Genomic DNA, 20,858 nt, shown 5'->3' on the forward strand with positions numbered 1-20,858 from the left:
GCTAACTACGTGGTTCTGGTTATATTGTCGTGTCTTATTTTTGTGATCACATTAACATTCGTGATCTGGCAACCACGGAATCTGTCGATTGGTTGGTCTGCTTGTGGAGGTGCAGCACTTGCGCTTCTATTGGGTGTGGTGAGTTTTCATGATGTCTGGGATGTTACCTTGATCGTCTGGAATGCTACACTGGCTTTTGTTGGGATTATATTAATCTCGCTGATTTTGGATCGAGTAGGGTTATTTGAATGGGCAGCACTTCATGTCGCTCATATCTCCCGTGGTAACGGTGTACGGATGTTTATCTATGTAGGTATTCTGGGCGCTATTGTATCTGGACTATTTGCTAATGATGGAGCAGCACTAATCTTAACACCGATCGTTTTGGCGATGGTGCGTGCACTCAATCTGGATGAACGTAAAGTATTTCCTTTTATTATTGCAGGCGGGTTTATCGCAGATACGACATCATTACCGCTAGTAGTGAGTAATCTGGTGAATATTGTATCTGCTGATTATTTTGGGATTACATTTATGCAATATGCAGGGCATATGATTGTGCCTAATCTATTCGCACTGATTGCCAGTATCGGTGTATTGTATCTTTATTTCCGCAAAAGTATTCCTCGTACGTTTGAAAGTACTCATTTAAAACCACCTATGGATGCTATTAAAGATGTACGGATGTTTCGCTTATCCTGGATCGTGCTGATTGTATTATTAATTGGCTACTTTGTGAGTGAATTTTTGAATATTCCGGTATCGATTGTTGCAGGAGTTATTGTCATTATTTTCTTAATTCTAGCACGCAAAAGTCCAATTGTTCCTGTCAAAGAAGTACTTAAAAATGCTCCGTGGTCGATTGTCTTTTTCTCTATCGGCATGTATGTCGTAGTCTATGGATTACGTAATGCAGGCTTAACCGATCTGTTAGCTACCTTAATTCAGAAGATAGCCGACCAAGGACTGTTTGCAGCTACGATTGGTATGGGCTTTATTGCAGCGATTATATCGTCAGTGATGAATAATTTACCAACCGTTCTGATCAATGCACTTGCTATCAAAGCAACTGTAACATCAGAACCGATTCGTGAAGCACTAGTGTATGCGAATGTGATTGGTTCCGATCTGGGTCCTAAAATAACGCCGATTGGTTCTCTAGCTACTTTATTATGGTTACATGTTCTGGCAACCAAAGGAATCAAAATCTCATGGGGAACCTATTTTAAAATCGGAATTATTTTGACCATTCCGACATTATTAATTACGTTACTTGGATTATATTTATGGTTATTGGTCGTATAATCATTCATCTGTATGCATGGTTAAACGTACGATTTCAACAGTATTGTTTCTCACAAAGAAGCGGTACTGTTTTTTTATTATTAATATTGTAAACGTTTACAAAATAAAGGCTGTATATGGTGGCATAGATAACAACAGAAGCATATAATAGTCAATGTAGAACAACTATGAGATTTTTAACAATAGGCAAACAGTCGGAGGAATGAAGCGTGAGAATAGAAAAAGACTTTTTGGGTACAAAAGAAGTTCCCGATGAAGCATACTATGGTATTCAGACGATGCGTGCAGTAGAGAATTTCCCTATTACCGGACAACGTCTACATCCTGAATTGATTCGTGCGATGGCGATCGTCAAAAAAGGCGCAGCAATCGCAAATATGGAATTGTCACGTCTATATGCTCCTAAAGGAGAAGCAATGGTACAAGCGGCTGAAGAGATTATTGCTGGACAATGGCAAGATCAATTTATCGTTGATCCGATTCAAGGCGGAGCCGGTACCTCAATTAATATGAATACGAATGAAGTTATTGCTAACCGTGCACTGGAAATTATGGGAAAAGACAAAGGAAGCTATGTCGATATCAGTCCGAATAACCATGTGAATATGGCGCAATCCACCAATGATGCTTTTCCAACAGCGATTCATATTGCTACATTATCCATGATCGAGAAATTGCTGGTAGCGATGCGCGAATTACAGCAATCTTTTCAAGTGAAAGCAGATGAATTCGATACAGTGATCAAAATGGGACGTACTCATTTACAAGATGCTGTACCGATTCGCTTGGGTCAAGAATTTCAATCTTATGCTCGTGTATTGGGACGGGATATTCGCCGTGTAGAAGCGACACAAGAAAACTTGCTTCATATCAATATGGGCGCAACCGCTGTTGGAACAGGGCTAAATGCAGATCCACGTTATATCGTACGAGTAGCTGAAATACTGGCTGATATTAGTGGATTCCCTGTGGTTGCATCAGATCATCTCGTCGATGCGACTCAGAATACGGATGCTTATACAGAAGTATCCGCGGCTCTCAAAATCTGCATGATGAATATGTCTAAAGTGGCGAACGATATTCGCTTAATGGCTTCAGGCCCCTATGCAGGATTAGGCGAATTGGTATTACCTGCTCGTCAACCGGGTTCTTCCATTATGCCGGGTAAAGTTAATCCAGTAATGTGTGAAGTCGTTAACCAGATTGCTTTTCAAGTGATTGGTAATGATCATACCATCTGTCTAGCTTCAGAAGCAGGGCAATTGGAATTGAATGTTATGGAACCGGTATTGGTCTATAATTTATTGCAGTCTTTAGAAATTATGAAGCAAGGATTTACCGTTTTCCGTCTTCATTGTATTGATGGGATTCAAGCCAATGTGGATCGTTGCCGTGAGTATGTAGAACGCAGTGTAGGCATGATTACAGCCCTCAATCCGCATCTAGGTTATGAAGTGGTATCTCGTATTGCTCGTGAAGCGATTCAGACAGGTAAGCCTGTACGTGAGCTTTGCTTGCTGTATAACGTACTGACCGAAGAAGAATTGAATATTATTCTAGATCCATACCAAATGACAGAGCCGGGTATTGCTGGTGAACAGTTGTTGCACAAAGAATAATAGAATAATTATAGTCGTATAAAACAAATAAGCGATGCCTTTTCTCTACAGACAGAGAGGCATCGCTTATTTATGTAGAAGAACTGGAAAAGGGTTGGGCAATATGAGAAGGAATCAATAACCCCAATGTACTCATTTCTTGCAATATACAACTCACATGATAATTGTAAATAATCTGCTGAGAAGAGATATCCAGTGGCAATTGAGCCATCAGATGACTGTGATGTTGCTCGGGCAGATCCCAATGATGATGAGTGGGTAATTCATCGGTGAGCAGACGAATCATTCGCATATGAGAGTACGTATTGTGATAGACATCAATTTCTTGCTCCAGATGCTCTAACATTTGTTGCTTATTCTTTTTGAGATGAAATTCAGAAGCATAGGTCTCATATGCTTTTTCCAAATTAGCCATATCTTTTTTGAGTGGACTAATATGAATAGTTCCACCTTCACACAGCAATTCATGAGCCAGCTTGGTTAAGTGCTTGCGTAATACACTACGCATCTGCTCCATCGACCGTTCATGATCTGGTGGGAAAACGAGATAATTAACGAGTACAGCGACACTAATCCCGATCAATGTATCTGCGACACGGTGCATACCATACAGAAAAGGGCTTTCCCCGGGGCGCAAATTCAGCATAATTGCTAGAAAGACAATACTGGCAATCGAGATCGATTTGTTCCATTTGAGCAAATTACAAATATAGATCACAATCACGATACCGATTGCAGAATAGACGGCACTATGCGGATCGATCCATGCAAAAACAAAGCCAATTGCCGCACCCACCAGTGTACCCATCATTCGGTTTTTGCCTACGGTATATGAGTTGGTTACCGAATTTTCCATAGCAATGATAGTTGCAATCACTGCGTAGAAAGGATACTCTAATTGCAGAAGTTGTGAGATAATGATGCAAATAAAAACAGCCAGTGCTGTTTTGAGATTACGCATACCTACTAAAAATTTCATAAGATTTCTGTGATTCCTTCCTAGAAAATAGTGAATCCTGATACATATCTGTAAGGAGGTCGATATTCGTTACCCTATGCTTTAATACCCTTAAATAAGGACGATTAAAAATATATAGTTTACTAACTGAGTGGAGGAATATAATGATGATTACCAAAAAGAAAATAATACAATTCTCTCTTATCTGTACAGCTTGTGCTGGGATACTGGTGAGTGTAAGCCCATTATCTTTACCTGCTACTACACAAGTGGTAAGTGCCGCCAGTAGCAAAGCCGATCAGAGTACAGATGTCACTTCCAAATTACAGCTAGTGGGTCAGCCTTTTTCTACACCTGCATATGCTCGTAATGTATGGGATATGCAAGTATTTGATGGCAAAATTTATCTGGGTCATGGCAATAGTAGCAATGCTGAGCCTTCACCTAATGCAGGGCCGATCCCTATTGTCTATTATAATCCTCAAACCAGTCAATTTGTAACGGAAAAAGTCACATACACCGATCCAAAAACAGGCAAACAAAGCACAGAAGATGCAACAAGTGAAGAACAGATCGATACGTTCAAAATTTTGAAAGGTAAACTCTATATTCCGGGTAACGATTCCAAAAGTGAACAGTGGAGCTTCGGTAATTTCTACAAGCTAGATGGCGGTGAATGGAACAAATATCGTAATTTGCCAGACGGTATCCATGTATACGATATGGCTTATTATCATGGGAAATTGCTAGCGGCGATCGGTACAGATACCGCACCCAAAGTACTGATTTCAGACGATAATGGAGAGAATTGGAAAGAACTCGCTCAGATCAAAGGATTAGGCACAAGAGCATATAAGTTTTTTGAATTTAAAGGAACATTATATGCAGCTGCTATCTTAATGCCTAATAACAATATCTGGGGAGATCAGACCCATCTTCTTGCGATTGACAAAAAATTTAATGTGACACAACAACAAGTATCCGGTACTAATTTGTTGCCCGGTATGACCTATGTACAGACAGCTGGCAAAACACCGTATATGAAAATGGGCAAAACAGTCGTATTTAGAAAGCAACTTGCTTATATTGTAGGCGATGTATACAATGACGCTCAATTAGCACCTAAAGCGTTAATCGTCACTAAAAATATTGCAGACCCTGCACGTACAGTGACATTCCCTGATACCCATGCATTGCCTACTGATATTATCACACGTCCTAATAAAACGTATGTGCTTACGTATACAAAGCAAGCAGACGGTTCGTATATCAACCGTGTCTATATGACAAAGAACCTAACCAAGTGGACACAAATCTTGCAATTCAATCAAGATACGTATGCGAAGTCATTTGAAGAACTAGACGGTGATTTCTATTTCGGACTGGGAACAGACACCAAGCCTGTATCCGAATCGGCAGGTAAGATTTTGAAAGTGAAAGCTTCTGATCTTAAAGGAAAGTCTTAATCGGATCAAAGATTGAAAGTAACCGATGTGAGTGTTAAACTTACATCGGTTTTTGCTATACACATTAAAATAATACCGTTTATTATTTCACACAATTTAATTTATAGAATGGTATTTGCAAACATATGTACAATGTGTTATATTAGTTGAGTACTCAATAGTTGACGGGTCAATTAATAAGAAGTGATTGAATTGAGAACATGCTATATACTAGCAGTTCTGGATAAAAGGATTGGTTTTGGACAAGGAGGGACGCTATGCTTCATTCATCGTCTGAAGATATTTTTAACCAGTTGCAAGGGCTGCATCGTCAGATCAGTAGCGTATTTGAACGTTGTGCTGGCATAAGTGCGTCGCGCCTACAATTGTTGCATCAGCTTTATCAAGTGGAAGAGATCAGTCAGACTTCTTTGCAAAAAACACTGGGTATTGATAGTGCAGCTGTCACTCGACATTTAAAGCAATTGGAAATATCGGGAATGGTGACACGTCGCATGAGTCCTGAAGACAATCGTTTTACACTCGTGCAATTGACTGAAGAAGGTCGGCAGAAAATTCTAGCCTACACCAAAGAAAAAGAACAATTTCTTGGAGATATGCTACAGAATTTTGAAGAGAAAGAACAAGAGCAATTATTGGATATGTTGCGTCGTCTCAATCAAAATATGAGTGAGATGTAACGATTAAATTGATATTTCAACTTACATTTAAAGGAGTTTTCCCAATGAATACTGTAAACCAAATTACAAAAACAAATGATTTTAACAAAATTGCTTTAGAGCGTCGTTCAATTAAAAAATACGATCCAACTGTAAAAATCAGCCGTGAAGAAATGACTGAAATTTTGGCTGAAGCAACACGCGCACCATCTTCAATCAACTTACAACCTTGGCGTTTCCTTGTTATCGAAAGTGACGAAGCCAAAGCTACATTGTTGCCACTTGCTATGTTTAACCAACGTCAAGTAGAAACAGCTGCTGCGGTTGTTGCTATTTTCGGTGATCTTCGTCATGAAGAAAATGCAGATGAAATCTTTAATGCTGCTGTAGAAGCGGGTCATATGCCTGCTGACGTAAGAGATCAACAACTTCCGTTTGCTAAAGCTTATTATGAAAATATTTCTGATGCTGCACGTAAAGATATCGCATTGATCGATAGCGGTCTTGTAGCAATGCAATTGATGTTGGTTGCTCGTGCTCATGGTTATGACACAAATGCAATCGGTGGATATGACAAAACTAAAATTGCTGAAGCATTTGGTATGGAAAAAGATCGTTATGTACCTGTAATGTTGTTGTCTATGGGTAAAGCAGACAGCGAAGGTCACGGTTCAGGTCGTCTTCCTGTAGAAAAAGTAGCCGAGTGGAAATAATCATCTACAACGTAGATGTGATCATATAAATAACAAAAACAGCAAAAAAACCTCCTTGCACAGTATTCGTGTTTAGGAGGTTTTTTGCTGTTTTGGAATCAGAGATAGTTAGTTTTTGATTTTTACCGCTAACATACCTAAATATTCTTTGATCGCTGTGGCCGTCGAAGACATAGCGCTTGCTGATGGATAGAATTTGCTGAAATACATCGACGAAGGCTGACTTACCCAGTAATCGGTTGGGAAAGGTTGAACGGTCAAGCCTAGACGCTTGAACTGCATGACAGAGCGTGGAAGATGAAATCCAGAGGTGACCAATATCGGATGAGATAATCCTTTTTCTTTTAAAATCACAGCCGTATTATTAGCATTCTGCGCTGTATTAAGCGAGCGATTTTCAACCATAAGCTTACTTTCCTCTACACCCATGCCCAAAAGCTGGCGTTTCGCAATATCAGCTTCATTTCCACTATCTGAGAAGACCTGTCCACCCGAAAATAAAATCGGCAAACCGGTAATTCGGTGAAGACGTGCGGCTGTGATCAGACGGTTACCTGCTGAACCATACATATTACCTGTACCATCAATATCAGGTGTACCTTTAGAAGCTCCGGCACCAAGCACTACAATAACATCACCTTGAAGTTCAGCTACCTTAGGTTGTGGATACTGACGTTCTAGACTACCAATCAGTAGATTACTAACAATGCTAATCGAAGATATGTAGAGTAATAGTGTAATTGCTAACAGAACCATAGCTACGTTAAATTGACTTCGCCACAACCAGACCGTCATACCGAATAGTAAAACAATAAAAAGCCCGGGAGGGAGTACAAAACTATACAAAAATTTGATAATGTAAATCAAAACCGATCAACCGCCTTCTTTATTGCGCAACAGAGACACAATCCATTGGAATCAACTTAGAACATTAGATGTATTGTAACACGGTTATATCGATCATAAAACAAGCGTAATAAATAAAGACAGCTCAAGTGTATACTGATCCTAAAGATCGGGTATGCTTGGCTGTCTTTAATTGGTTTATACATCAACCTTTTGATCGGCTTCATTAGAAGTGGAGAGTTCTAGCTCAGGCCACTGAATATGATGCTTGGTATGACTGAGCTTTTCATAACATAGAACCGAACCTTTTTGAAATAATCGAGTTAATACATGCATCAAAAAGCTAATATCAATCACAAATAATAATAAGCTACATAACGCACGCCAGACTGTATGAATATCAGGCAACACGATCAGATCACTCAAAATGTTGTTAAGCCCGAGAAATACCCAATACAATAACCCATAACGAATCGTTAAAGCTAGCAAAGATACTCTGGAGTGATCAGGACGTGTGCTAGTGACATAGATACGAACAATCCATTTACCTACCGTAATCCCATGCGTCCAATAAGGAATCAGAATGTAATAGATACCACTCGATATCCAGAAAGGAATAGGAATATCATTCAAAGTAAGCAAAATCATCAATAAATACCAGATAACTAGGTCAATCATAAAAGCCACAGCACGACGCGTATAAGACACACGTTTACTGGCACGATCAATATGGCGATCCAGATGTTCAATATGAGGGAGCCGCTTCGCAATCCATTCGGCAATCAAAAATCCAAGAATACCACCAAGTGTATTACAAAGTAGATCATCAATATCAAATATCCGGTAAGCATGATCATAGATACCATAGATTCCTGTGAGTTGAGTCGTCTCAAACCAGAGCGATAACATAAACGATAATATCAATCCACTTAGCCAGCGAACTCTAAAATAATAGCGTAAAAACATTCCAAACGGCACTGTCAGTAAAATATTAAATACCACTTGTAAAAAAGCTCGCTCGACAAACATATGCCAGTACGTAGATGGATGCCTAAAGGAAACCGATGTTTCTTTCAAAAAGTCATATACAAATTGCAATGGCAATAATTGTAGATCACCATTCGCTAAAGCTGGATTATGACGAGAAGAAGGTAACGGTAGAATCACTAGAAAAAAGGTATTCATCAGATACAGTAACAACAAATACAGTGTGATCGCACGTACTTTGTGAATATAACCATATTTGCGATACTGCACGATTAGAAAAGGCAAAGTGAACAAAGCCGCTACAAATGGAAAAGCAATAAAAGCATAGGCGATAGGGAATAGATAAGATTGATACATTGGTTGGGACACCTGCCAGCAAGTAAATTGTATTTTTAGTCTAATGTATCTTTTGTTCATATTCCATTCTGTTTAGTGAGCAGATTTGCGGAATTTAAAGATAGACCATACAATCAGAAAAGCTAAGAAGATCAAGCAAGCACCAATACTAATTCGATTATTCGCATCAAATACAAACAATATCGCAATGACTGCCAGACACAGAGTAGTGATTCCTGTGATATAAGGATATCCCCAGATACGGAATGTTGGCTCAATCGGATAGACTTTTCTTAATTTTAACTGAGCAAGACAGATACTAATCCAGACTAACAACACCACAAATCCAGGAACAGCAAGTAAAATACCAAATACTTGATCTTGAGCGACATAAGCAAGCATGGCTCCACCCAAAAGAACAACCGCACATAAAATCAAACTGTTGATCGGTACTCCTTTGGATGATGTTTTGGCAAGTGCTTTGGGTGCTTCATTATTTGTAGCTAGTGAATGTAACATCCGAGTTGCTCCATAGATTCCGGAGTTCGCAGCAGACAATACAGCAGTAATTAGAATAAAGTTCATAATATGAGCTGCACCTTGCAGTCCTGTCGAAGATAATACTTGTACAAATGGACTGGTCTGATCACTAAGTTGATTCCATGGAATCAGTCCACAGATGATTAGAATCGGTAAGGTATAAAATAAAACAACACGCAAAATAAAGCTTTTTACCACTTTAGGCAATATTTTATCTGCATTTTCTGTTTCTGTTAACGTAAGTCCGATCAGTTCAGATCCACCATACGAGAACATGACGACCAGAAGAGCAGATATAATCGCTGTCCAACCATTAGGGAAAAATCCGCCATGAGCAGTAAAATTGCTCAAGTAAGGTGTAGGATCGCTAGGAATAATGCCGAATAACAGTAGACCTCCTAGAGCGATAAATACAATAATCATGCCTATTTTGATACCAGCAAGCCAGAATTCGACTTCACCTAGATTGCCGACACTCATCGTATTAATTAATAAAATAAATACAGCACTCGCTAGACTAAGTATCCATAGAGGGACATCAGGCATCCAGTACTGAAGAAAGCTACCCGCAGCAATGACTTCGATTACGCAGACCGATAACCACATAAAGCAGTACAACCAGCCTACAATAAAAGATAATCGTTCGCCAAAAGCCTGACGAATAAAGTCTTTCATATTCATATTAGGATAAACAGTAGCCATCTCTGCGATCGCACCCATGACCACTAATAGTAATATTCCTGCAAAAATATAGGTGAAAATAACGCCCGGTCCTGCTAACCCTATCGTTTCAGAACTCCCTTTAAAAATCCCTGTTCCGATTACGCCACCCATAGCCATAAATGTAATATGACGTGGACGTAATTTTTTCTGTAATGATGCTTCTTCTTTGACGTTCAACGTTCCAATCCTCCTCCATAAATACACACACTCTATATATATCGTTCGTTCAGACTATCTATATTACACCAGAATGTAAGCATGAGAAATGAATTTAATATGCAGTTGCTAACTTGGTAGCTAGTAACATCGATTTGACTCTATCTAGATAGACAAAAAAAGAGGAAACAGAATAATTCTGCTTCCTCTTTTTTATTATTTTTGAAGTACACTTGCCAGTACATCGTCGATGATTTGACCGTTAGCGATCGCACCGGTGTACAACCAGCTTGAATCTGCACTGAAATCATAGACATGACCTTTTTTGACTGCCGGAATATTTTTCCATACCGCAGGGCTAGTGATTTCTTCTTTAGATTGTTCGGTACTGTTAATCAAAAATAAATAATCAGCATCCAGATCAGTTAATTTTTCTAACGAAATGGCTTGCCAGTTTGCTTCACCTGATTTGGAAATTTCCTCTACAACCACAGGAGCTTTTAAGCCCAGATCGTTATAAAGTACATCTCCACTGGATAAGTTACGACTTACCACATAGATATTTTTACCTGTCACCCATAACGCAGCCGCTGATTCGTTACCAATCTGTTGTTGCAGTTGGTCTTTTGCTGTTTTGGCTTTGGCTTCATAATCCACTAACACTTTTTTGGCTTCATTGCTTTTGCCAAGTACATCACCTATAGTGAGTAATTCTTCTCGCCAATCGTTATTTTGCTTTTTGCCAACTACATAAGTCGGTGCAATCTGATTGTATTGAGCATATTTGTCGCCAGCTACCATTTCAGCGCTATCCATCAAGATCAGATCAGGATTAGTATTCAGTACCGCTTCATAAGGAAGAGTGGAATCGATAGGAGGAACGTTAGCTAATTGTTTTTGCAAATAACCTTGTGTATTTCCTTCACCGATTGCCCATTGTGCAACAGGTGTTACTCCCAAAGCCACTAAAGGATCTTCTAAATACGAAGCCAAGACACGCTGTGGATTTGCAGGTACTTTGACTACATTTCCTATTGCATCGGTTAGTGTACGCTCTGTAGGAATCGACTCTGTGGTTGCTGTATTTTCAGTACTTGTTGCGGGTGCTGGTGTAGATGTGCCTGAAGAACAAGCACTTAATAAAAGTCCCACGCTTAATAATAAAATAAGGGTTACTGAGTAAGTATGCTTACGATTCATGTGTATATTCCCTCCACCAAGTTGTTGAAAATGATTATCATCCTCATCGCTAGTATAGCTTTAAATGTATACCATCACAACGAAAAATAAAGAGATTTTCAACATTTTCTTAGAAATATAACGTCAATCTAGGATCAGATCGGAAAATATCCTGTTTTTCTTACTAATTGTTGACCTTGCTCGGACAAGATCCAATTTAAAAAAGGTTGAATATTAGGATTTGTTGTATCCGTTGAATCTTTTGCTGTACGATCCGAAGCTGTAATCGCATAAAAAGGAGTAATAATAGGATAACTTTCATTACGAATTGATGCTTCATCTGGATATACGCCATCTACAGCGAGCAGACGGATATCAGCGTTAGCATTCATTTGGGTGGCAAAATAGTGAAAAGAATATCCAATCGCATTTTTGTAATTTCGATAATCAGCAGTCCGTTCCATAATTCCACCCATACCTGATGCTACATCGTCTACAATTGGAGTCATCGGTGATTGATCACCCATCCAGCGCCGTAACATCGCTTGACTACCACTATCTTCAGGACGTTGAAAAGCACGAATCGGATCATTATTGCCTCCAACTTGTTGCCAATTGGTGATTTCACCTGTATAGATTTGCTTGATCTGTGCAGAAGTTAGGCTATGTACCGGATTATTTTTATGTACAAAAAATACAAAAGCTTCACGTCCGATCGGTTGCATATTTAATTGTAATCCTTTAGCTTGAGCTAATTTTTCTTGTTCTTTCGATGGAGCTGCGGCAAAGATTATATCTACACGATGATGAATTAAGTGTTTGTATGCTTGACCTGTTCCTGTCATTCGAACACTACTTTTTTTATCATTAGGCTTATAATCGTTAGCTGGATAGACGGCTCTGACAAAAGCAGAATAAAGTGGATACAGAGCGGTTGCACCATCTAATACAGGTAATTGATCCTGAGCAGTTAGCGTATAGGTTGAAGGTTTATCTAATGTGACCACTTTAGTATGATCAGCAAAAGGGCGATAATCATCGACATTGACATCCTGTTCACTCACAATTAAATGTTGAATATGATAACCGACAGCTGTTAGTACAAATAAACCAAGACTGATTTTGATAGCTAATGGAAAAAAGCGATGACGAGCAATCGACTGAATATTGCTCAAAATCACTGCAATGATCATCGCACCTGCTAGGACAAAAATAAACGGAATATAAAAAGGCTGTGAATTGCTGAATAAAGCAACAACAATCAATCCTACAAAAGCTAAAAATAAAATCGCCAGAATCGCTCCAAAGCTTTTAAATAAATGATCTGCTTTGTCTTCTTTCAACACAAATCCTCCTTTAACGTAGCTTGCTCTTCTATTCTAGAATCTAGGATTGTACAGCATGATGTGCAGGCAACTCTGGAAAATCATTGATCTCTAACATAATCGGGCAATGATCACTACCCATAATCTGATGATCAATTGAAGCATCGATAAGATAAGGAGCAAGACGTTCAGAAGCTAGAAAATAATCGATACGCCAGCCGATATTACGTTCACGTACTTTGGACATGTATGACCACCAGCTATACACATCGGTCGTATCCGGATAGAAATAACGGAATGTATCCATAAAGCCTGCATTCAATAATTCGGTCATTTTACCGCGTTCTTCGGTCGTAAAGCCTGAATTGCCATGATTGGACTTGGCATTTTTGACATCAATATCGAGATGAGCGACATTCAGATCACCACAGATAATAACCGGCTTAAGCTGATCCAATTGCTGAACATAGTGTCGGAACCGATTTTCCCATTCTAAGCGATACGGTAGGCGTGTCAGATCACGCTTGGCATTGGGCGTATACACATTAACCAGATAAAAATTCTGAAATTCCAGTGTGATCATACGACCTTCTTCTTCAGCATTTTCTTCTATACCGTAATATACAGATAGAGGCTTCACTTTAGTAAAAATAGCTGTACCGGAGTATCCTTTTTTGACCGCATAATTCCAGTATTGATGATAACGATCTCCATGATCCATTTCAATCTGTCCCGCTTGTAATTTGGACTCTTGAATACAGAAAATATCAGCATTCATAAGGTCGAAATACTCGTTAAATCCTTTTTTAACTGCTGCACGCAGTCCATTTACATTCCAAGATATTAATTTCATAAGTAAGTTATTCTCCTTTGTCAGACTTTTCATAGTGTACCATAACCAGTTATGATAAGAATCTAGCATTACCAACACCAAAGGAGCTTGTTATGAAAGTATGCTTATTAATCCACGGATTTACTGGAGGAGAACATGAAGTATCTCCATTAGCTGAATATTTAGCACAACAAGGTTATCTAGTGAAAATGTTTACGTTAAAAGGTCATGGTGGCAGTAAAACCGATCTTCGTAACACTGATCGTTATGATTGGATCGAGAGTGCTGAAATACAATTAAACCTATTGCTAACTACATATTCTAAAATACATCTTATTGGCTTTTCAACAGGGTCATTAATAGCAGCTCATTTGGCTGTTAAATATCCAGATCGCATCTGTTCTTTAACGATGCTGTCTACCCCTGTTTTCCCGCTCAATCCACAGCAGATTATTCGTACACTATATCGCTGGCCTATGGTGAAAGCTTATATTCGCAATTTCTTTGTTGTGCCTTCCAAAGCGACACGCGAATTTTACCGGATTGTTCATGAATCATTCGCTATTTATCCTCAGATCAAAATCCCTGCACTAATTGTACAGGGAGATGCTGATCATTTAGTCAAACCCAAAAGTGCTGCTTATCTAGCCCAACATCTAGGCACCTCTGATACTCAATTGGTGATGGTACCAGATAGTGGACATTTGGTCTGTTATGCAGCACATAAACATCTAGGGTTTACAGCTATTCACAACTGGATCAACACTCACTCTATTCCTCAGGTAGATGAATAGAACACTTCTGAATGTTTGCTGCTAGACCACCTACTTGTACGCTTTCGATCGATCCTTGAGTATTCAGTTGTAGTGTGGTTAGCAGGCGGGAAGGTAAATTCATCGTATACCCTTGTTCAAAAATAAAAGGTGCAGTAGCTGTGACTGGAATAGAGTTATGTTGATGGAGATAGCATATTAATGCTCCTGTAGAAGTACCTGTAGCACTTTCTTCTGGAATATCGTACAGTGGAGCAAAGTTACGACATTGTGCGATAGCATCACCCGTTGTATCCAGTGTAAATAAGTGATAACCGACAACATCATACTTTTGTGAAATGTTTTTGATCTGCTCCAAATTAGGCTCTATGCGTTGTAACGTAGCTAACGAACGAATAGGGATCATCAGATCTCGCAATCCTGTAGATACGATCTGAACAGGTAAATCTACACTTAATTCAGATACAGAAATCCCTAACGAATCTGCAATCTCATGACGGTCGACTTCGATATCAAATTGAGGTAATGTCTGTGTTAAAAATACATAATGATCATCTTGAATATGTACGTCCAATTGTCCTGCTAACGTCTCAATCTGATATTTGCCAGGGCGAATATGTTGCTGATTCACCATCAAATAAAAACTAGCAATCGTAGCATGACCACATAGATCCACTTCATGATTCGGTGTAAAATAACGAATGTGATAATCAGCGACTGTAGAAGGCAGGATAAAAGCAGTCTCTGAAAAGCCTAACTGGTGCGCAATATGCTGCATTTGTGCGGTCGATAAATGACTGGCATCCAGCACAACACCCGCAGGATTACCGCCTTGTTCTTGATAGGAAAAAGCATTTAAAGTATACACTTCAATATCCATTCTCAATCCCCTTTCTCAATATACGAAAGTATATCATGAGTCAAAAGTGATTCAAGAAAAGATTTTGACTGTAATAAGGTAATAGCAGAAGTTCAGAACAATGTATTTTATATTGTTTGCGTTCATCTTTTTAGCAATTAAATTGCTATTCACAAAAATATATGCTAGAATCCTACCGATGCTTTAATACAGCTTAGTCCCACTCCTTTAGTGCGTTACATTCTCCGTTTGGAGCGTGTATATTCGATTCAGGCGGATCAACGTCTCTCGGATGGACAGCCCGGCATATGGAACCGGTCAGAAAATCAAAGTGGAGGTTATCTCAAAAGATGAAAAAATTACCCGCTCTTCTTATATCTTGTGCATGTTTGTTCGGTACAGCTACGGTGGCTACGCCAGCCCATGCATTGATGCTGACACAAGGTATGCAAAATGAACAAGTAAGTCAGGTACAGGAGCAACTGGCTTCACGCGGATATTTTCATGTTGGCGTTACCGGTTATTACGGTCAAATTACCAGCAAAGCCGTTAAAAATTTCCAAAGAGATCATGGATTAACAGCAGACGGAGTTATAGGCCCTGCAACTATGAAAAGGCTTAACCCGTCAGGCAAAGTCAACAATCATTCATTGAATATGTTAGCCAAAATTATCTATGCTGAAGCTCGTGGAGAATCATTCCGTGGACAAGTGGCGGTAGGTGCAGTCGTGTTGAATCGTGTGCAATCAAATCAATTCCCTAATTCGATCTCTGCTGTTATTTTACAACCCGGACAATTTACAGCAGTGCAAGATGGACAATACGGAATGAGACCGAATCAGAGAGCTTATGATGCAGCAAGACAAGCATTAAATGGTGTCGATCCAACGAACGGATCACTTTACTATTACAATCCTAAGATTGCAACGTCTAGCTGGAGTATTGCCCGTCCTAAAGTGATTTCTTTAGGTCAACATACATTTACGAACTAATCCAATAGAGATAAACAATATAATTTAATTGCCGTTTTGCTGATTCTATATGTGTAGAAAAGCAAAGCGGCTTTTTGCTTTAGACTTCAGGTCGATGAGTAGGTAGAAGATATATTATTTTGCAAAATGTTGAATGAATAGGTTATTGTTCTCGTCATTCCGAATACTTTGGGTAATAGATACAATAGACTTGTATTCTCTCGCTAAGGAGGGGTGAAATGAATCAAATTGCAGTACAACCTTATTACAAAGTCGAACGCAAAATTGAGCGCAAAAACGATGGACTGGAACAACAGCATTGGATTGATGAACGGATGCTTATTTTATATCAAGATCGAGTAACGACTCATCGCCGAGAATTTGCTATTTTGGATGTGTTTGATATGTCTTATCGTACATTTAGCGATGGTGAAGGTTTCTTTTATCTGCATACGCGTAAAGGTGTATTTTCATATATGATTCGTGAAGATCCTTCTTTGTTTATTCAGGCATTCAAAGAATACGCCAAGCCTAGATTGCACCTCAAGTGAATCGAATGCGAGCTACAAAACGTTGTGAGTCGTTGCTATCAAAAGGATCGATATATATTGTATTTAGCCCTAATCCTCGTTGGGGCTATTTTTATTTTGAGTAGAACTTTGAGATAATAAAGAAATACTGAATAGAAAGAGAGATGAGTAGTATGGATTGGTTACATCCAGAAGTAGCATCACAATGGAGACAAGAAGGTAAAAAGTATGCACATGCTATTAATGAATTTGTACGTATCGGTATAGCAAGTGATTGGCAGGAACCTCAAGACGAACCGGAAGAAGACAAGCGTCCGGTATTGGCATCTGATGTGATGGGAATGATTATAGCGGCTAATCAAGCTGATGATATAGAGCGTCTACATGAACAAGTTCCACCCGCATCTTCACCAATTACGCCTCATTTTGAAGAGCAATTACAACCGGTATGTCCAATCGGATGTATTCAGGATTATGCTATTGTTCAAGCAGGTAATACACGCGAGCATACGAAGTTGTATTTAGCCAACAGCGAGCAATTAATCGAAATTCCTAATATTCTTCGACTAGGTATATCTCCTGACCAGCAATATATAGCCAAAGTCACGGCAGCAGGGATTAGTGTTGTACATAACCCCGATCTTTTATTAAATGGAGATCATACCGCTTATTTTAGCTGGGAACATATTCAACAGACCCTGAAAAAGAAATTATCGCGCTGGGAATCGCTCGCCGATAGTATCTATCCTGTTGAGACTTTGATCGATATTATTCCATTTGCCCAAGGAACCAAAGTATTGCTAGTTAGCGGATATGGTATTTATCTAATTGAAGGAGAACAAGCAGTCTTACTATCGCCTGAATTAGCAGAGATCGAATCGTATGGAAAAGAGTATACAACGATATCATTAGATATGGCGCATGGCGCAGTATCATTGGATAGTCGCTGGATTGCTTATGGTAGCCAGATGAGTGAACATTGCTTGTTAGATACATATACGCAGAAAATACACAAATTCGAACCGGCATCCAGTTATCCGCATTACAGTTTATTTGCACAAGACAATCGTAGTGTCTGGTACAATGCCTGTCATTTTTATAATGGAGCAACCATTAAAGTTGATCTTACAGACATTCAACAAGATGAGATCAACGAAGAAGACGAATTACCATTGATGGATCAAGAAATGCGTGTCTATGCAGGAGCTTCATTGCCGTCCGGTAATATTGTAGGCGATGCTTATGGATACTTGCGCTTGATCGATCATGATGGACAAGAAATATGGCGTTATTTTGTAGGCAGTACGATTGTAGGTGTTGTTGTATCTTCTGATGAAAAGTGGTTAATTGTAGGAACGCATGGCGGTATGGCACATTGGATTGATCTACAAAGTGGAGTAAGAGATGAATATACCATTGGAACAGCACCGATAAGTGAAACCAGTCGCTGGATTCTTTGGAAAGATCAAATCCCATTACGCTGGTAATCAAAGTGAAGATGTACAGTATAGAGAAAGGAGTCTATTGATGAGCAATTGGATTGCAGGCGAATTAGAGGTGAATCAAGAACGAGCAATATATCCAGTACTGACGTTAGAAGAAGTATTACAATCTCAATGGTATAGCGATTATTTTACAGAAATTCGGGATATGAATAATGGTTATGTATGGTACTCTTTTCAAAATGTACCGATTGGTTCTCACGTATTCTCAGTGTCTTTGTTATTCCAAAATTCAGTATTTCGCATGACGATGATGAGCATCTCTCATCCAAAATATGGTCAATCATGGGACGATTGGACGGAAGCGAAAGAGTTGCAACGCAAGCAAGAACATGATGCTTTGCTCCGCCAAGAACTAGAACGTAAACCAGATGTTCGGCGCTCCAAGCCTTATCCTTATATCGAATATAAAGTAGCCTATGGCAGCATTAGTTCATCGTATGATCCTCGTTCTGCTAGTTCCTCGATAAGTATTACCTATACGTAATAGAATGCTATATGTATACAACGCAAAAAACTCTCATACAAGTAAGAGAGCAGGGGAAGTGCTGGATTATAACGCCAGTGCTTCTTCTGTAATGCGTTTGATATCAATCGGAGACAATGATTCTTCATTTACCATATCCGGTAAAATCTCTTCAAGGAAATAATCAACACAATGCAGTTTGATATGCTTTATTTTGACCAGTGCATTACGATACATCACGATAAACTCTTTTTCCGTATTGCCACGTTGTAACTCTGCAAAAGCTTCATACACCTGATCCATTTTATCCGCAACTTCCAAAATCAAACCTTCAACGGATTCGTCTTTACCTTCACGTAATTGTTGACGGAATATCGCTTTGAAATCTTCCGGAATATGTTCCTCGATAAAATGCTGTACCATGCCTTCTTCGACTTGTTGGATCAGCTTACGCAGTTCCATCGAAGAGTGCTTCACCGGTGTTTTGATATCTCCAATAAAGATTTCGCCATAATCATGACTACTGGTAATCTCATATAACTTTTTCCAATCGACAGTGACACCATGTTTTTCTTCAATATCTGCTAGTGTTTTGGCATACTGCACCACTTTCCATGAATGAGCAGATACACTGTGTTCTTCGAACTTAAATTTACCCGGGCAACGAATAATGCGTTCTAATTCATTAAGTGATCTAAAATACGCATGAATTCCCATAATATAAGCCATCCTTTAGCTACATCAAAGTAGTAGATTTTGATGAACACTTACATTCATTTCACAAAAAAATGTAAATATTCAGCAAGAGTATTGATAAGCTAAATTATAATGTTCATATGTTAGTAGGGTATTAACGCAGTATGAAATAAATGGTTATGATCTACAATTTATTTCTCTTTGTACACTGAAATAAGAACAACAGCCGTATCTTCCCCGATATTTTTAACCCGATGAGGGACAGAAGCATTCCAACTAAATGAATCGCCTTCATGCAATTCAAATTGATCTTCACCTTGTTCTGCATAAATCGTTCCTTTAACCACAAGATGAACTTCTTCTCCTTTGTGCGCCATCGGCACTTCTCCTGTCGAAGCTCCTGGAGGAACTTCCACTAACATCATTCGCATATTCGAGGTATGACCCAGATGAGAGACTTTCAGCTGGTCAGGGCCGCTTGAAGTCAATTCACGTTCTTCTTTGCGAATCACTTGCATCCGTTCTTCTTGCTGTAAGAGTAAATAGCTTAAAGGCACTTGAAGCGTCTGTGCTATATGTTCCAATGTATTGATCGAAGGAGAAGTTTTGTTCGTTTCTACCTGACTCATGAATCCTTGTGATAGTCCGGTTTCTTTACATATTTCTGCAATTGTTATATTTTTACGCTTCCGAATCGAACGAATCATAGCTCCTATATTCATTATATAACCCCGCATTTCTTTACATTATATTATGAGTTATTGTAACAACAAGTAATTAAGTATAGCAACTAAAACCATTGTTTTTTATTAGTTATAGAAATATTTTATTGGTAATAATAATATTTTTGTTGACAGTTCTGTTTGTATTGCTTTATAGTTACAAAATAAAAGTTACAGTATAAAAGTAACTATTAGAACATAAAAGGAGATGTATGATGATGAAAATTAACGTCGTTACAACTATTATGAGAGTCGTATTAGGAATTTTGTTCCTGGCACATGGTATGAGTAAAGTACAAATGGGCTTTGGAAATGTAGCTGGATTTTTTGAAAGTCTAGGCATTCCAGGATTTATGGCTTACGTTGTAGGTACGATCGAAGTAGTTGGCGGTATTATGTTGATTATTGGTTTATTGACACGTTATATCTCAATCGTATTTATTATTATTCTGTTAGGTGCTATTTTTACAGCGAAGTTATCTGCTGGTCTAATGGGCAATGGTCAAATGGCAGGCTACGAATTAGATATCGCTTATATTGTGATTGCGCTCTATCTAGCTGTAGCAAATACAAGAAGCTGGTCAGTAGACGGATTGTTATTTAAAAAGTCGTCAACAAATCGCTAATTAAATGTAGCGTAACCCTCATCTTTATCAAAAACCTCTGTGATCATAGCAATATGGTTATAGAGGTTT

The 20,858-nt window shown here is 38.8% G+C and carries 21 protein-coding genes; 11 read left to right on the forward strand and 10 right to left on the reverse strand.

Annotated features, from left to right (window positions below; translation table 11 throughout):
* Nucleotides 1–9 precede the first annotated feature (9 nt).
* Nucleotides 10–1,305, forward strand: coding sequence for an arsenic transporter (locus RCP16_RS02780; RefSeq protein ID WP_308641604.1), 1,296 nt, complete (start codon nt 10–12; stop codon nt 1,303–1,305).
* 209 nt (nt 1,306–1,514) lie between these two features.
* Nucleotides 1,515–2,924: an aspartate ammonia-lyase gene (gene aspA / locus RCP16_RS02785; RefSeq protein WP_069330000.1), complete on the forward strand. Its 1,410-nt coding sequence runs from the start codon at nt 1,515–1,517 to the stop codon at nt 2,922–2,924.
* A 70-nt stretch (nt 2,925–2,994) separates the two neighbouring features.
* Here the strand turns inward: aspA and RCP16_RS02790 are convergent, their stop codons facing one another.
* Nucleotides 2,995–3,903 carry an FUSC family protein gene (locus RCP16_RS02790; RefSeq protein WP_308641605.1) on the reverse strand — a complete coding sequence of 303 codons (909 nt, stop codon included), beginning with the start codon at nt 3,901–3,903 and terminating at the stop codon, nt 2,995–2,997.
* 143 nt (nt 3,904–4,046) lie between these two features.
* On the opposite strand from RCP16_RS02790, the gene RCP16_RS02795 reads away from it, so the two are divergent.
* The 3 genes from RCP16_RS02795 (at nt 4,047) to RCP16_RS02805 (ending at nt 6,720) form a co-directional block, all read left to right on the forward strand.
* Nucleotides 4,047–5,348: a hypothetical protein gene (locus tag RCP16_RS02795; protein ID WP_308641606.1), complete on the forward strand. Its 1,302-nt coding sequence runs from the start codon at nt 4,047–4,049 to the stop codon at nt 5,346–5,348.
* A gap of 257 nt (nt 5,349–5,605) precedes the next feature.
* Nucleotides 5,606–6,028, forward strand: coding sequence for a MarR family winged helix-turn-helix transcriptional regulator (locus RCP16_RS02800; protein ID WP_069329997.1), 423 nt, complete (start codon nt 5,606–5,608; stop codon nt 6,026–6,028).
* A 44-nt stretch (nt 6,029–6,072) separates the two neighbouring features.
* Nucleotides 6,073–6,720, forward strand: coding sequence for a nitroreductase family protein (locus RCP16_RS02805; RefSeq protein WP_069329996.1), 648 nt, complete (start codon nt 6,073–6,075; stop codon nt 6,718–6,720).
* Between the two features lie 108 nt (nt 6,721–6,828).
* On the opposite strand, the gene RCP16_RS02810 is transcribed toward RCP16_RS02805, so the two are convergent.
* From RCP16_RS02810 to RCP16_RS02835, 6 genes are all read right to left on the reverse strand, one after another.
* Nucleotides 6,829–7,587 (reverse strand): YdcF family protein, encoded by a 759-nt coding sequence (locus RCP16_RS02810; RefSeq protein ID WP_308641607.1) that lies wholly within the window; start codon nt 7,585–7,587, stop codon nt 6,829–6,831.
* A gap of 177 nt (nt 7,588–7,764) precedes the next feature.
* Nucleotides 7,765–8,910, reverse strand: coding sequence for a VanZ family protein (locus RCP16_RS02815; protein WP_308641608.1), 1,146 nt, complete (start codon nt 8,908–8,910; stop codon nt 7,765–7,767).
* A 72-nt stretch (nt 8,911–8,982) separates the two neighbouring features.
* On the reverse strand, nt 8,983–10,329 hold the full coding sequence (locus tag RCP16_RS02820; RefSeq protein ID WP_069329993.1) for an amino acid permease: 1,347 nt from the start codon (nt 10,327–10,329) through the stop codon (nt 8,983–8,985).
* A 195-nt stretch (nt 10,330–10,524) separates the two neighbouring features.
* Nucleotides 10,525–11,508, reverse strand: a complete 984-nt coding sequence (locus RCP16_RS02825; RefSeq protein ID WP_308641609.1) for an ABC transporter substrate-binding protein — start codon at nt 11,506–11,508, stop codon at nt 10,525–10,527.
* A gap of 134 nt (nt 11,509–11,642) precedes the next feature.
* Nucleotides 11,643–12,830: a PstS family phosphate ABC transporter substrate-binding protein gene (locus RCP16_RS02830; RefSeq protein ID WP_308641610.1), complete on the reverse strand. Its 1,188-nt coding sequence runs from the start codon at nt 12,828–12,830 to the stop codon at nt 11,643–11,645.
* Nucleotides 12,831–12,873: 43 nt separating this feature from the next.
* Nucleotides 12,874–13,665: an exodeoxyribonuclease III gene (locus RCP16_RS02835; RefSeq protein ID WP_273594526.1), complete on the reverse strand. Its 792-nt coding sequence runs from the start codon at nt 13,663–13,665 to the stop codon at nt 12,874–12,876.
* A 92-nt stretch (nt 13,666–13,757) separates the two neighbouring features.
* Here RCP16_RS02835 and RCP16_RS02840 point away from each other — a divergent pair, with 92 nt between their 5' ends.
* Nucleotides 13,758–14,438, forward strand: a complete 681-nt coding sequence (locus RCP16_RS02840) for an alpha/beta hydrolase (RefSeq protein WP_308641611.1) — start codon at nt 13,758–13,760, stop codon at nt 14,436–14,438.
* On the opposite strand, the gene RCP16_RS02845 is transcribed toward RCP16_RS02840, so the two are convergent.
* On the reverse strand, nt 14,416–15,297 hold the full coding sequence (locus RCP16_RS02845) for a PhzF family phenazine biosynthesis protein (protein ID WP_308641612.1): 882 nt from the start codon (nt 15,295–15,297) through the stop codon (nt 14,416–14,418). The two genes, RCP16_RS02840 and RCP16_RS02845, sit on opposite strands and share 23 nt — an antisense overlap.
* Before the next feature lie 329 nt (nt 15,298–15,626).
* On the opposite strand from RCP16_RS02845, the gene RCP16_RS02850 reads away from it, so the two are divergent.
* From RCP16_RS02850 to RCP16_RS02865, 4 genes are all read left to right on the forward strand, one after another.
* Nucleotides 15,627–16,268 carry a cell wall hydrolase gene (locus RCP16_RS02850; protein ID WP_308641613.1) on the forward strand — a complete coding sequence of 214 codons (642 nt, stop codon included), beginning with the start codon at nt 15,627–15,629 and terminating at the stop codon, nt 16,266–16,268.
* A 218-nt stretch (nt 16,269–16,486) separates the two neighbouring features.
* On the forward strand, nt 16,487–16,798 hold the full coding sequence (locus RCP16_RS02855; protein ID WP_308641614.1) for a hypothetical protein: 312 nt from the start codon (nt 16,487–16,489) through the stop codon (nt 16,796–16,798).
* 152 nt (nt 16,799–16,950) lie between these two features.
* Nucleotides 16,951–18,264, forward strand: a complete 1,314-nt coding sequence (locus RCP16_RS02860; RefSeq protein WP_308641615.1) for a WD40 repeat domain-containing protein — start codon at nt 16,951–16,953, stop codon at nt 18,262–18,264.
* Between the two features lie 40 nt (nt 18,265–18,304).
* The gene (locus RCP16_RS02865; protein WP_308641616.1) at nt 18,305–18,766 is read left to right on the forward strand and encodes a hypothetical protein; all 462 of its coding nucleotides are present in this window, start codon (nt 18,305–18,307) and stop codon (nt 18,764–18,766) included.
* A 66-nt stretch (nt 18,767–18,832) separates the two neighbouring features.
* On the opposite strand, the gene RCP16_RS02870 is transcribed toward RCP16_RS02865, so the two are convergent.
* Both RCP16_RS02870 and RCP16_RS02875 read right to left on the reverse strand, forming a co-directional pair.
* Nucleotides 18,833–19,462 carry a YfbR-like 5'-deoxynucleotidase gene (locus RCP16_RS02870; RefSeq protein WP_069329981.1) on the reverse strand — a complete coding sequence of 210 codons (630 nt, stop codon included), beginning with the start codon at nt 19,460–19,462 and terminating at the stop codon, nt 18,833–18,835.
* Nucleotides 19,463–19,632: 170 nt separating this feature from the next.
* The gene (locus tag RCP16_RS02875; protein ID WP_069329980.1) at nt 19,633–20,163 is read right to left on the reverse strand and encodes a helix-turn-helix domain-containing protein; all 531 of its coding nucleotides are present in this window, start codon (nt 20,161–20,163) and stop codon (nt 19,633–19,635) included.
* Nucleotides 20,164–20,378: 215 nt separating this feature from the next.
* On the opposite strand from RCP16_RS02875, the gene RCP16_RS02880 reads away from it, so the two are divergent.
* Complete coding sequence (locus tag RCP16_RS02880) at nt 20,379–20,789, forward strand: DoxX family protein (protein ID WP_069329979.1); 411 nt, start codon at nt 20,379–20,381, stop codon at nt 20,787–20,789.
* Nucleotides 20,790–20,858: the final 69 nt, after the last annotated feature.

It is taken from the genome of Paenibacillus nuruki (assembly GCF_963311185.1).
Taxonomy (GTDB): Bacteria; Bacillota; Bacilli; order Paenibacillales; family Paenibacillaceae; genus Saccharibacillus; species Saccharibacillus nuruki.

Coding starts and splice junctions, on each gene's coding strand:
- RCP16_RS02790 (WP_308641605.1), bottom strand. CDS start 3,903: ATGAAATTTTTAGTAGGTATGCGTAATCTCAAAACAGCACTGGCTGTT.
- RCP16_RS02795 (WP_308641606.1), top strand. CDS start 4,047: ATGATGATTACCAAAAAGAAAATAATACAATTCTCTCTTATCTGTACA.
- RCP16_RS02800 (WP_069329997.1), top strand. CDS start 5,606: ATGCTTCATTCATCGTCTGAAGATATTTTTAACCAGTTGCAAGGGCTG.
- RCP16_RS02805 (WP_069329996.1), top strand. CDS start 6,073: ATGAATACTGTAAACCAAATTACAAAAACAAATGATTTTAACAAAATT.
- RCP16_RS02815 (WP_308641608.1), bottom strand. CDS start 8,910: ATGTATCAATCTTATCTATTCCCTATCGCCTATGCTTTTATTGCTTTT.
- RCP16_RS02825 (WP_308641609.1), bottom strand. CDS start 11,508: ATGAATCGTAAGCATACTTACTCAGTAACCCTTATTTTATTATTAAGC.
- RCP16_RS02835 (WP_273594526.1), bottom strand. CDS start 13,665: ATGAAATTAATATCTTGGAATGTAAATGGACTGCGTGCAGCAGTTAAA.
- RCP16_RS02840 (WP_308641611.1), top strand. CDS start 13,758: ATGAAAGTATGCTTATTAATCCACGGATTTACTGGAGGAGAACATGAA.
- RCP16_RS02845 (WP_308641612.1), bottom strand. CDS start 15,297: ATGGATATTGAAGTGTATACTTTAAATGCTTTTTCCTATCAAGAACAA.
- RCP16_RS02850 (WP_308641613.1), top strand. CDS start 15,627: ATGAAAAAATTACCCGCTCTTCTTATATCTTGTGCATGTTTGTTCGGT.
- RCP16_RS02855 (WP_308641614.1), top strand. CDS start 16,487: ATGAATCAAATTGCAGTACAACCTTATTACAAAGTCGAACGCAAAATT.
- RCP16_RS02860 (WP_308641615.1), top strand. CDS start 16,951: ATGGATTGGTTACATCCAGAAGTAGCATCACAATGGAGACAAGAAGGT.
- RCP16_RS02865 (WP_308641616.1), top strand. CDS start 18,305: ATGAGCAATTGGATTGCAGGCGAATTAGAGGTGAATCAAGAACGAGCA.
- RCP16_RS02870 (WP_069329981.1), bottom strand. CDS start 19,462: ATGGGAATTCATGCGTATTTTAGATCACTTAATGAATTAGAACGCATT.
- RCP16_RS02875 (WP_069329980.1), bottom strand. CDS start 20,163: ATGAATATAGGAGCTATGATTCGTTCGATTCGGAAGCGTAAAAATATA.
- RCP16_RS02880 (WP_069329979.1), top strand. CDS start 20,379: ATGATGAAAATTAACGTCGTTACAACTATTATGAGAGTCGTATTAGGA.